Origin of the sequence: Mycolicibacter sinensis, from assembly GCF_001667945.1 — a bacterium.
GTDB lineage: Bacteria > Actinomycetota > Actinomycetes > Mycobacteriales > Mycobacteriaceae > Mycobacterium > Mycobacterium sinense_B.
In genome coordinates this window covers 1-11,751 of record NZ_LZJK01000001.1, presented here as the reverse complement: position 1 = coordinate 11,751, position 11,751 = coordinate 1, and the positions used below count along the sequence as shown (strand labels likewise).

The following is an 11,751-nucleotide window of genomic DNA, read 5'->3' as shown; positions in this document are numbered from 1 at the left end:
CCGAGGAACCAACCGACCACTGACCCCGGCATCACTAGCCCGGCCACCCAAACAACCCCCGCCCACCGTCCCACCGTGCCCCGGACCAACCGGCGAACGCGCCCAATGGTGGTGGTACCAACCCTTCCAACCCCAACCACCACCGAACGCGAACTGAGTCGCCGCACAGCGTCCCGTTTTGCCGGAAGCCGCCGCTAGGAGCGCAGCTTCTCGGCCAGCCGCCGGTTCACCACCTCGGGCAACAGATCCGAGACCTCCCCGCCCATCGACGCGACCTCCTTGGCCAGCGACGAGGACACGAACGAGTACCGCGGTGTGGTCGCCACGAAAAACGTGTCCACCCCGGCGATGTGCTTGTTCATCTGCGCCATCTGCAGCTCGTACTCGAAGTCGGTGCCGGTGCGCAGACCCTTGACGATCGCGGTCAGTCCCCGCTCCCGGACGAAGTCGACCACCAAGCCTTGACCCGACTCCGCGCGCACATTGGGCAGGTGCGCCGTTGCTTCGGCGATCATCTCCAGGCGCTCATCCAGGCTGAACATGCCCTTCTTGGCCGGGTTGACCAACACCGCGGCCACCACCTCATCGAACTGGGCGGCTGCGCGCTCCAAGATGTCGACATGTCCCAGCGTCACCGGGTCGAAGGATCCGGGGCATACCGCACCGCTCATGGCTCAAGACGCTAGCAGCAGGGCTATACCAGTTCGGCCAGCTCCAGCCGGGTGTCGCCGTACCGGCGATCCGGCCACGCCTCCCAGCCGTCCGGCCAGCACACTGCAGAACTGGAGGCAGCGCGCTCGATCACCACCACGGTGCCCGGCCCGGCCCAGCCGCCGGCGGTCAATAACACCGGAAGGGCGTCGATGTCCGCGTCGGCGATCTCATACGGCGGGTCGGCCAGCACCAGATCCACCGGCGCAGCGGTACCGGCGGTCAGCACCGCGGCCACCGTCCCGCGGCGCAGCGTGGCACCGGCCAGTCCCAAGGCGGCGATGTTGCCGGCCAGCACGTCGGCGGCGCGGCGGTCCGATTCGACGAACAGCGCCGAGGCGGCGCCACGCGACAGCGCCTCCAACCCCAGCGCCCCCGAGCCGGCATACAGATCCAGCACCGCCATCCCGGTCAGGTCCAGCCGCGCGTCGAGCACGTTGAACAGTGCCTCACGGACCCGGTCGGTGGTCGGCCGGGTTCCGCGGGGCGGCACGGCAATCCGCCGCCCGCCCGCGGCGCCGCCGACGATGCGGGTCATCTGCGCCACTCCTCAGCATCGCTGCGCTCTGCACCGTCGTCGGCGGTCAGCTCAGCACCACCAGCAGATCGCCGCCCTCGACCTGCGCGGTCTGCGAAACGGCCACCCGCTCCACGGTCCCATCGGCCGGTGCGGTGATGGCGGCCTCCATCTTCATCGCCTCGATGGTGGCGACGGTCTGGCCCGCGGTTACCTGCTCACCCTCTGCCACCCCGATGGTCACCACGCCGGCGAACGGCGCGGCAACGTGTCCGGGCTTGCTGCGATCGGCCTTTTCGGCCACCGGCGCCTCGCTGGCCACGCTGCGGTCACGCACCTCGACCGGCCGCAGCTGGCCGTTGATGATGCACATCACCGTGCGCATGCCGCGTTCATCCGGTTCGGAGATGGCCTCCAACCCGATCAGCAGTTCCACACCGCGTTCGAGGCGCACCCGGTGCTCCTCGCCCTGCCGCAGACCGTAGAAGAACTGGTTGGCCGACAGCCCCGAGGTGTCGCCGTAGAGGTCACGGTGCGCCTCGAATTCCTTGGTGGGGCCGGGAAACAACAGCCGGTTCAGCGTCGCCTGCCGCTTCGGTCCGGACAACGCCAGCGCGGCCTCGTCATCGGCGGAGAGCTGCTGCACCTCCCGCGCCGGGCCACGCCCCGTCAATGCCTTGGTGCGCAACGGTTCCGGCCATCCACCGGCCGGCTCCCCCAGCTCCCCGCGCAGGAAACCGATCACCGAGTCGGGGATGTCCACCCGCGCCGGGTCGGCGGCGAACTCCTCAGCGCTGATGCCGGCCCCGACCAGGGCCAGCGCCAGGTCCCCCACCACCTTCGAGCTGGGGGTGACTTTGATCAGCCGGCCCAGCACCGCGTCGGCTCCGGCGTAGTTGGCTTCGATGTCCTCGAACCGGTCGGCCAGCCCCAGCGCCTTGGCCTGCTGGTGCAGGTTGGACAGCTGACCGCCGGGGATCTCATGCCGGTAGACCCGGCCGGTCGGCCCGGCCAGCCCGGATTCGAACGGGGCGTAAACCTTTCGCACCCCTTCCCAGTACGGCTCCAGGTCGCATACCGCCGACAGCGACAGGCCGGTGTCGAAATCGGTGTGCGCCGCGGCAGCCACGATCGAGCTCAGCGCGGGCTGGCTGGTGGTGCCGGCCAGTGGCGCGGACGCGCCATCGACGGCGTCGGCTCCGGCCCGCCAGGCCGCCTCGTAACTGGCCAGCTGACCGCCCGGAGTGTCATGGGTATGGACGTGGATCGGCAGGTCGAAACGGCTCCGCAGCGCACCGACCAAGGTGGTCGCCGCCGCCGGCCGCAGCAGCCCGGCCATGTCCTTGATCGCCAGCACATGCGCACCCGCGTCGACGATCTGCTCGGCCAGCTTGAGGTAGTAGTCCAAGGTGTAGAGGTCCTCGGCCGGATTGCTGAGGTCTCCGGTGTAGCACATGGCGACTTCGGCGATCGCCGAACCGGTTTCGCGCACCGCGTCGATCGCCGGACGCATCGAGCCGACATTGTTGAGGGCATCGAAGATCCGGAAGATATCGATACCGGTATCGGTTGCTTCCTGAACGAACGCCGAGCACACCGATTCCGGGTAGGGCGTGTAACCGACGGTGTTGCGGCCCCGAAGGAGCATCTGCAGGCAGATGTTGGGCAGTGCTTCACGCAGCGCGGCCAGCCGCTCCCACGGGTCCTCCTTCAAAAACCGCAGCGCCACATCGTAAGTCGCCCCGCCCCAGCACTCCACCGAAAGCAGCTGCGGGGTGGTGCGGGCGACGTACGGCGCCACATTGAGCAGCCCCTTGGTGCGCAGCCGGGTGGCCAGCAGCGACTGGTGCGCATCCCGGAACGTGGTGTCGGTGACCCCGACCGCCGGTGATTCACGCAGCCAGCGGGCGAAGCCGTCGGGCCCGAGCGCCATCAACCGCTGCTTGGAGCCCGGCGGCGGCGCACTCGCCAGATCGACCTCGGGCAGCTTGTCGCGTGGGTACACCGCCGACGGCCGGGCACCATGCGGCTGGTTGACCGTGACGTCGGCCAGATAGGTCAAGATCTTGGTGCCGCGGTCGGCCGAAGCGTGCGAGGTCAGCAGCTGTGGGCGCTCGTCGATGAACGACGTGGTCACGCGTCCGGCGCGGAAGTCGGGGTCGTCGAGCACCGCCTGCAGGAACGGGATGTTCGTCGACACCCCACGGATGCGGAACTCGGCGATCGCCCGCCGCGCCCGGTTCACCGCGGTGGGAAAGTCCCGGCCCCGGCAGGTCAGTTTGACCAGCATCGAATCGAAGTGTGGGCTGACCTCCGCGCCCAGGTTGGTGCCGCCGTCGAGGCGGATACCGGCCCCGCCCGGGCTGCGGTAGGCGGTGATCCGGCCGGTGTCGGGCCGGAAACCGTTGGCCGGGTCCTCGGTGGTGATCCGGCACTGCAGCGCCGCGCCGTGCGGCACGATGTCGTCCTGGCGCAGGCCCAGATCCGCCAGGGACTCCCCGGCGGCGACCCGCAGCTGCGCCGAGACCAGGTCGACGTCGGTGATCTCCTCGGTGACGGTGTGCTCCACCTGGATTCGCGGGTTCATCTCGATGAACACGTAGTGGCCGCGCTCGTCGAGCAGGAACTCCACCGTGCCCGCGCAGCTGTAGCCGATGTGCCTGGCAAACGCGACGGCGTCGGCACAGATCTTGTCCCGCAGCACCGGATCCAGGTTCGGTGCCGGGGCCAGCTCGACGACCTTCTGGTGCCGGCGCTGCACGCTGCAGTCCCGCTCAAACAGGTGCACCACGTTGCCGTGGGCGTCGGCGAGCACCTGCACCTCGATGTGGCGTGGGTTGATCACCGCCTGCTCGAGATACACGGTCGGATCCCCGAAGGCCGATTCGGCTTCCCGACTGGCGGCTTCGACGGCCTCGGCCAACCCACTCCGGTCGGCGACCCGGCGCATCCCACGACCACCCCCGCCCGCGACCGCCTTGACGAACAGGGGGAACGACATGTCGGCCGCGGCCGCCACCAAGTCGTCGACCGAGCGCGACGGCTCCGAGGACGCCAGCACCGGCAGGCCGGCCTCCCGCGCGGCCGCTACCGCGTGCGACTTGTTGCCGGCCAGCGCCAGCACCGCCGCGCTGGGGCCCACGAAGGTGATGCCCTCGTCGGCACAGGCCTGGGCCAGTCGCGGGTTCTCCGAGAGGAAGCCGTACCCGGGGTAGACCGCATCTGCACCGCACCGCTTGGCAGTGGCGACAATGGCCTCCACCGACAGGTAGCCACGCACCGGGTGCCCCGGCTCGCCGATCTGGTAGGACTCGTCCGCCTTGAGCCGGTGCACCGAATTGCGGTCTTCATAGGCGTAGACCGCAACCGTGTCGATTCCGAGTTCATAGGCGGCGCGGAACGCGCGGATGGCGATCTCTCCGCGGTTGGCGACCAGCACTTTGGAGATCACAGGGCACCCCTTAAATCAGCGTCAACCAGTAATCCTGAAATCGAAGGAATACCAACAGGAATAACGCGATAAACCATAACGCAGCCAACGTCCACCGCCACCGGTGCAAATACTGCAATATTTTGGGTGCACCGTCGTACTCAGAGGCGAAAGCGGCGAATATCACCAGCAGGCACATGGTGACCGCCCAGACCACCATGCAGTACGGGCACAGCGCGCCGATCCGGTACAGACTCTGGAAGATCAGCCAGTGCACGAAGCCCGCCCCGACCAGGGTGCCGGCTGCCATACCGCCCCAATACCACCGTGGCAGAGGGACTTTCGCTACCGCCAGCACCCCGGTGACCACCACGACGGTGAACGCCACGATGCCCATCAGCGGGTTGGGGAAGCCCAGCACCGATGCCTGCGGGGTGGCCATCACCGGTCCGCACGACAACACCGGGTTCAGATTGCACGACGGCACATACGACGAATCGGTGAGCAGCCGGATCTTCTCGACGGTCAGGATGAGCGAGGCGGCCAACCCGATGACCCCGGCGACCAACACCGCCCAGGCCCGGGAGGCCGCCGGCGGCGCCCCGGGTGCCGGCGGCGGTGCGGCTGAGTCGACCGCCGGAGCCGCGATGCTCACGACTCCTTGGCCGGGACGTCCATACCGGGCAGGTCGCCGACGATCTCCCGGATCTTCGAGACCAGGGCTTCCGGGGTCGACGGGCGGTAATCCTCACCGTTGATGCGCAGCGTGGGGGTGGCGTGGATGCCGGCGGCCTGGGCCATGCCGCCCACCATCTTGAGGTATTTGCCGCTGTTGATGCACGCCGGAACGCTGCCCGCGGCACCGGCTTGGCGAGCCAGTTCGATCAGACGCTTGTTGTCGGGGAACTCGGTCCCGATCTCCGACGGTTGCAGCTCCTCGGTGTACAGCGCGGTGTGGAACCGGCGGAAGGCGTCGATGCTCTCGTCGGCGACGCAGTAGGCCGCGGCACCGGCCCGCGAGGAGTAATTGTCATTCTGCGAGCGGTCCAGGATCGCGACCATGTGGTAGTCGGCCGCGATCGCCCCGCTGTCGATGAGCCGGGACACCGTCGGACCGAGCGCACGCTCGAGGTTGCCGCAGGCCGGGCAGAGGAAGTCCTCGTAGAACGACACCACAGCCTTCGGCTCGTCGGTGCCGTCGCGGGTAACCAGCTTGCTCGACGTCACCCGGATCGCCTCGCCGGCGCCGGCGCCCTTCTTGTGACTGTTAGACACCACGATGTAGCCGATGAGCCCGACCGCGAAGACCACCACGATCGCGACGAGCCCGATCTGCATGGCGAGATTGCGTTTGTGATCGGCGGCCCTCAAGCCGGAGGCGCCGGGGCGTTTGGGTTTGCTGGCCACAGTGGTCCTCGTGTTCGGTGGTCGGTTTGCGGTTCAGCGTACCGGCGTGCGCAGGCGGCCTCAGCCGCGGCTGAGGTGGGCCCGCAGCGCCGAGATCAACGCGGTGGTCGCGGTGGTGCTGCCACCGCCGAGTCCGAACAGGTTGATGAAACCGTGCGTCAACGACCGCATCCGCCGCAGATCGACGACGACCCCGGCGTCGCGGAGCAGCGTGGCGAACTGTTCGCCTTCGTCGCGCAGCGGGTCGAATCCGGCGACGGCGATCAGCGCGGGCGCCACGCCGGACAGGTCTGGGGCCAGCAGCGGCGACAGCCGCGGGTCGGTCGGATCCAGCTGTGAGCGGCCCACGTACTGGGCGGTGAACCAGTCGATGTCGTGCTTGGTCAGCAGGTAGCCGTCGGCGTAGAGCGTGCGGGAACGGGTCTGGGCCGCCATGTCGGTCACCGGGTAGATCAGCCATTGCAGGGTCGGCGCCGGTCCGCCGTCATCGCGCGCCAGCAGCGCTACCCCCGCGGCCAGGTTGCCGCCGGCGCTGTCCCCGCCCACCGCCACGCAGCCGGGGATGCCGCCCAGCTCCGCCGCGTGGTCGTGGGCCCAGCGGAACGCGGCGTAGGCGTCGTCGAGCGCGGCCGGTGCCGGGTGCTCGGGGGCCAGCCGGTAGTCGATGGACAGCACCACCACCTCGGCGTCCCGACAGGTCAGCCGGCATATCGCGTCGTGGGTGTCCAAGTCCCCGACCACGAAACCGCCGCCGTGATAGAAGACCAGCACCGGGTGCGCGGCGGTATCGCTGCTGCCGGCCGGCCGGTAGCAGCGGGCGGCGATGTCGCCGGCCGGGCCGGGCACCACGGTGTCGCGAACGTCGACATGGATGTCGGTGCCGCCGAGCCCGGCGGTCAGCTCACGGAGCTGGGCTCGGGAGGCGGCCACGTCGTCATCGGTGATGATGCCGTTGATGCCCACGGCGCGCTGCCCGGCCAGCGCCAGGCGCAAGGTGGGGTCGAGGGTGTTGCCGTCGATGGTCACCAACCGCCCGCCGGTCATCAGCCGTTGCACCCCGATCGGCAGCATCGGCGTCACCTTCATGCCGACGGTGAAGACGGTGCTCTGCAGCTGGTCGGCCCACCGCGCCGCCGCCCCGGAGGTCGGTCCGCCTGGCAGACTTCGTGGCATGACTGTTCGAAGTAACTTGCGCTCGGTCACGCTCAACGACGGTAATTCGATCCCCTCCGTCGGTTTCGGGGTTTACAAGATTTCGCCCGCCGACACCGAGCGGGCGGTGAGCACCGCACTCGCGGCGGGATACCGCCACATCGACACCGCTGCCCTGTACGCCAACGAGCGCGAGGTCGGCCGTGCCGTGGCGGCGTCCGGATTGCCGCGCGAGGAGGTGTACATCGTCACCAAGCTGTGGAACGCCGACCAGGGATACGACTCGACGCTGGCGGCATTCGACAAGAGCATGGGCCGGCTCGGCCTCGACGTGCTGGACCTGTACCTGATCCACTGGCCCCTTCCAGCCCTCGGCAAATTCGTCGACACCTTCCGGGCGCTGGCCCACCTGCGGGATCAGGGCCGGATCCGCTCGATCGGGGTGAGCAACTTCGAACCCGAGCACCTCAAGATGCTCATCGACGGCACCGGCATCGTGCCCGTCGTCAACCAGGTCGAGCTGCACCCCCGGTTCAGCCAGGCCGAACTGCGTGCGGTGCACGCCCGCCACGGCATCGCCACCGAGGCGTGGGCGCCGCTGGGCCGGGGTTCGCTGCTGGCGCACCCGACGGTCACCGAGGTCGCGCAGCGGTGCGGCAAGACACCGGCGCAGGTGCTGATCCGGTGGCACATTCAGCTCGGTAATATCGTCATTCCGAAATCGGTCAACCCTGAGCGCATCGTCAGCAACTTCGAAGTCTTCGACTTCGAACTCGGCACGGCTGAGATGGCCGCGATATCCTCGCTCGACGACGGCGCCCGTCTGGGACCCGATCCACGCACATTCGACTACACAGGTAGGTGAGATGACGCCGGGCACTTCGATCCCCACCGTCGCGCTCAACGACGGCAACACGATGCCGACTCTGGGGCTCGGGGTGGCCGAGCTGTCGGACGCCGAAACCGAGCGCGCGGTCTCGGCCGCGCTCGAGCTGGGTTGCCGGCTGATCGACACCGCCAAGGTATACGGCAACGAGGCCGCGGTGGGCCGGGCGATCGCCGCGTCGGGCATCCCCCGCGAGGAGCTGTTCGTCACCACCAAGCTGGCCAACGCCGATCAGGGTTTCACCAGCGCCATCGAGGCCTGTGGTGCCAGCGCGGAGCGGCTCGGGCTGGAGTATGTGGACCTGTACCTGATCCACTGGCCGGCTCCGCCGCTGGGCATGTACGTCGACAGCTTCGGCGGATTGATCCAGGCCAGGGAGCAGGGGCTGACCCGGTCGATCGGGGTGTGCAACTTCACCCCCGAGCACCTCAACGACGCGATCGACCTGTCGTTCGTGACGCCGGCGGTCAACCAGATCGAGCTGCACCCCCTGCTCAACCAGGCCGAGCTGCGGGCGTTCCACGCCGAGCACAACATCGTCACCGAGGCCTACAGCCCGCTGGCGGTGGGCCGGCTGCTCGACCACCCGGCGGTGACGGCGATCGCCGGCGAGTACGCCAAGACCCCCGCTCAGGTGCTGATCCGGTGGAGCCTGCAGCTGGGCAACGTGGTCATCCCGCGGTCGGCCAACCCGGAGCGCATCGCGGCCAACTTCGACGTGTTCGGCTTCGAACTGGCCGCCGAGCACATGGACGCGCTGGGCGGGCTCAACGACGGCACCCGGGTGCGCGAGGACCCGCTGACCTACACCGGGCTCTGAGCCCCTATCCGGTCGGGCACGTCCCCGCCGCCCGGCGCAGCACCTCGGCCGACGGCGCGTCGAGCCGCAGCGCGTAGCCGCGCAGGACCGCGAGGTAGGCCATGGCGTACTGGCAGGCGAACGCCTGATTCGGCGGCATCCACTGGCCCGGCCCGGCATCGCCCTTGTCCTGGTTGCCCTGCCCGGCGACCGCCAGCAGATTGGCCGGGTCGTTGGCGAAGCGCAGCCGCTGGCGGTACGACCAGCCCGAGGCGCCCATGTCCCAGGCGTAGGCCAGCGGGACGATGTGGTCGATCTGCACAGCTTCGCCGATCTTGGCGCCGCGGGTGAAGGCGACGGTGGCATTGGTGTAGGGGTCGCGCAGGGTGCCGGTGGCCACCGCCTGCGCGCAGCGCTTCGTCGACACGTGGGTGATGTCGACCAGGTCACGGTTGAGGATGTCGTTGCGGGTGTCGCAGCCGTTGTGGCCGCCGGGCGCGTCGTTGTCGTCGTCCCAGGCGTCACCGAACAGCGAACGGCGGTAGTCATGGCGGTGGGTGCGCGCTGGAACCACCGTGATCCCGGCCAGCACATCGGTGCCGGGCGCCACCGTGGGCACCCCGGACCGCGCACCCAGGGCACGGCTGCTCCTGCCCGCCGCCGACACGGTCTGAAAGGCGACGACCACGGCCAGCAGCGCCACCACGGCCAGCCACAGCAACGTTTTGCGGTTGGTCATGACTTGTCCAGGTATTCGATGTCGGTGAACGGCTCGGCCAGCACGGCTAATCCGGGATCGGACGGGTCGGTATCCCAGGCCTGCGCGCAGAACTGCCGGGCGGCTTCGATCACCTCGCCGTGATCGGCCAGCGACAACAGCTTCAACCCACCGCGCCAGCCGGACTGATTGCGGCCCAACACATCTCCCTCACCGCGCTCACGCAGGTCCAGGTCGGCCAGCGCGAACCCGTCCAGCGTGCCGGCCACGGCCTCCAGGCGCTTTCCGGCCTTGGATCCCGGGGCGCTGGAGGTCACCAGCAGGCACAGGCTGGCGTGCTGGCCGCGGCCGATCCGGCCGCGCAGCTGGTGCAGCTGGCTGATGCCGAACCAGTCGGCGTCGGCGATCAGCATCACCGTGGCGTTGGGCACGTCGACCCCGACCTCGATCACCGTGGTGCACACCAGCACATCGACTGCGCCGCTGCGGAACGCCGCCATCACCGCGTCCTTCTCGTCTGCGGTGAGCCGCCCGTGCATCAAGCCCAGCCGCAAGCCCGACAGCGGCCCGGCCCGCAGCCGATCGAACAGTCCCACCGCGGTGGCCGAGGTGCGGCCGCCCTCGTCGGTCGCGCCAGGCGTGCTGCCCTCGTCGGACTCGTCGATGCGGGGCGCCACCACGTAGGCCTGCCGGCCGGCCGCGACCTCTTCGCGGATGCGCTGCCAGGCCCGGTCCAGCCAGGCCGGTTTGTCCTTCTCGAAGATCACCGAGGACCGGATCGGTTGGCGCCCGCGGGGCAGCTCGCGCAACGTCGAGGTCTCCAGATCGCCGTAGACCGTGAGCGCCACCGTGCGCGGGATCGGCGTTGCCGTCATCACCAGCAGGTGCGGGGTGATGCCGTCGCGGGCCTTGGCGCGCAACTGGTCCCGCTGCTCGACGCCGAACCGGTGCTGTTCGTCGACGACCACCATGCCCAGCTCGTGGAACTCCACAGCGTCCTGCAGCAGGGCGTGGGTGCCCACCACGATCCCGGCGGCACCACTGTTGATCTCGGCGCGGACCTGCTTCTTGGCGCCCGCCGACATCGAGCCGGTGAGCAGCGTCACCGCGGTGGCGTTGTCGGCGCCGCCGAGCTGACCACCCATCGCCAACGGACCCAGCATGTCCCGGATCGACCGGACGTGTTGGGCGGCAAGCACTTCGGTAGGGGCAAGCAACGCGCACTGATATCCCGCATCGACCATCTGCAGCATCGCCAGCAGCGCCACGATCGTCTTGCCGGAGCCGACCTCACCCTGCAGCAATCGGTTCATCGGACGCGGCGCAGCGAGCTCGGCCGCCAACACGTCAAGCACGTCTCGCTGCCCGGCGGTGAGCTCGAACGGCAAGCGGCCCAGCAGCTCCGCGGCCAGCCCGTCGATTCGCGGCGCCGCCGGCGGGCCGGATTGGGACAGTTCGCTGTTGCGGCGCATCGCCAGCGCCCACTGCAGGCCGAACGCTTCGTCGACGGCCAGCCGATCGCGGGCGCGGTCGCGTTCGGCGGCGTTCTCCGCCAGATGGATCGCCCGCAGCGCTTCGTCTTCGCCGAGCAGACCGCGTTCGGTGCGCACCACCGCCGGCAGCGGATCGGGAACCGGATCGAGCACTGCAAGAACCTGCCGGACACAGGCGAAGATGTCCCAGCTCTGCAGTTTCGCGGTGGCGGGATAGATCGGGTAGCAGCTGCGCTCGAAGTCCGCGTGGTTGAGCTGCCCGCTGACTTTTTGAGATGCGTCGGCGATATTGCGCAGGGAACTGCTGCCGAAGTGACCGTTCTGCGCTGTCCCGTCGGCTTCCTTGAGTACCAAGAAGTCCGGGTGGGTGAGCTGGATCGCGCCCCGGTACAGCTTGACCTCACCGGAGAGCATCACCCGGGTGCCAGGTGTCAGCCGCCAGCGCAGGCCTTTGGGGTTGAAGAACGTCGCACTGACCCTGTTGCGGCCAGTTCCGACGGTGACGACGAGGAATTTGCCCTTACGGCGCTGCATGTCCTTGAGCACGGCCGAGCCGATGGTGTCGACGACGGCTACACCATGGCGCGGGCGGCAGGCAGCACCCGGCACGGTTCGGTGCGGGTCGCCACCGAGCAGGC

General features: G+C 69.1%; 10 protein-coding genes. 2 read left to right on the top strand and 8 right to left on the bottom strand.

All coding sequences use genetic code 11. The features are described 5' to 3' along the window. Positions 1-194 precede the first annotated feature (194 nt). The 6 genes from coaD to A5694_RS00025 are packed head-to-tail and all read right to left on the bottom strand — an operon-like array spanning position 195 to position 7,238. Positions 195-671 (bottom strand): pantetheine-phosphate adenylyltransferase, encoded by a 477-nt coding sequence (coaD, locus tag A5694_RS00050; protein WP_064919824.1) that lies wholly within the window; start codon positions 669-671, stop codon positions 195-197. A 23-nt stretch (positions 672-694) separates the two neighbouring features. Beyond that, the gene (gene rsmD, locus A5694_RS00045) at positions 695-1,249 is read right to left on the bottom strand and encodes a 16S rRNA (guanine(966)-N(2))-methyltransferase RsmD (RefSeq protein WP_064919826.1); all 555 of its coding nucleotides are present in this window, start codon (positions 1,247-1,249) and stop codon (positions 695-697) included. Positions 1,250-1,295: 46 nt separating this feature from the next. After that, positions 1,296-4,679, bottom strand: coding sequence for a pyruvate carboxylase (locus A5694_RS00040; RefSeq protein WP_064919823.1), 3,384 nt, complete (start codon positions 4,677-4,679; stop codon positions 1,296-1,298). A gap of 10 nt (positions 4,680-4,689) precedes the next feature. Further along, positions 4,690-5,313, bottom strand: coding sequence for a vitamin K epoxide reductase family protein (locus A5694_RS00035; RefSeq protein ID WP_064919822.1), 624 nt, complete (start codon positions 5,311-5,313; stop codon positions 4,690-4,692). Further along, a complete protein-coding gene (locus tag A5694_RS00030) occupies positions 5,310-6,065 on the bottom strand; it encodes a DsbA family protein (RefSeq protein ID WP_064919821.1) in 756 nt (251 codons plus the stop codon). Before A5694_RS00030 ends, A5694_RS00035 begins: the two co-directional genes overlap by 4 nt. A gap of 60 nt (positions 6,066-6,125) precedes the next feature. Continuing rightward, positions 6,126-7,238, bottom strand: coding sequence for an alpha/beta hydrolase (locus tag A5694_RS00025; protein WP_064919820.1), 1,113 nt, complete (start codon positions 7,236-7,238; stop codon positions 6,126-6,128). Here A5694_RS00025 and A5694_RS00020 point away from each other — a divergent pair. Together A5694_RS00020 and A5694_RS00015 are read left to right on the top strand one after the other, a co-directional pair. Continuing rightward, positions 7,237-8,082 carry an aldo/keto reductase gene (locus A5694_RS00020; protein ID WP_064919819.1) on the top strand — a complete coding sequence of 282 codons (846 nt, stop codon included), beginning with the start codon at positions 7,237-7,239 and terminating at the stop codon, positions 8,080-8,082. The genes A5694_RS00025 and A5694_RS00020 overlap by 2 nt on opposite strands. A gap of 1 nt (position 8,083) precedes the next feature. After that, positions 8,084-8,923, top strand: coding sequence for an aldo/keto reductase (locus tag A5694_RS00015; protein ID WP_064919818.1), 840 nt, complete (start codon positions 8,084-8,086; stop codon positions 8,921-8,923). 4 nt (positions 8,924-8,927) lie between these two features. On the opposite strand, the gene A5694_RS00010 is transcribed toward A5694_RS00015, so the two are convergent. Further along, entirely contained in the window at positions 8,928-9,641 is a 714-nt protein-coding gene (locus tag A5694_RS00010; protein WP_064919817.1) for an HNH endonuclease family protein, read from the bottom strand. After that, the coding region (recG, locus tag A5694_RS00005; protein ID WP_234786471.1) for an ATP-dependent DNA helicase RecG at positions 9,638-11,751 on the bottom strand (2,114 nt) is incomplete at its 5' end. The genes A5694_RS00010 and recG, both read right to left, overlap by 4 nt.

What these genes read in the sequence shown, in the direction of transcription:
- coaD (WP_064919824.1), bottom strand. Translation starts at nt 671, where the DNA reads ATGAGCGGTGCGGTATGCCCCGGATCCTTCGACCCGGTGACGCTGGGA.
- rsmD (WP_064919826.1), bottom strand. Translation starts at nt 1,249, where the DNA reads ATGACCCGCATCGTCGGCGGCGCCGCGGGCGGGCGGCGGATTGCCGTG.
- A5694_RS00020 (WP_064919819.1), top strand. Translation starts at nt 7,237, where the DNA reads ATGACTGTTCGAAGTAACTTGCGCTCGGTCACGCTCAACGACGGTAAT.
- A5694_RS00025 (WP_064919820.1), bottom strand. Translation starts at nt 7,238, where the DNA reads ATGCCACGAAGTCTGCCAGGCGGACCGACCTCCGGGGCGGCGGCGCGG.
- A5694_RS00015 (WP_064919818.1), top strand. Translation starts at nt 8,084, where the DNA reads ATGACGCCGGGCACTTCGATCCCCACCGTCGCGCTCAACGACGGCAAC.
- A5694_RS00010 (WP_064919817.1), bottom strand. Translation starts at nt 9,641, where the DNA reads ATGACCAACCGCAAAACGTTGCTGTGGCTGGCCGTGGTGGCGCTGCTG.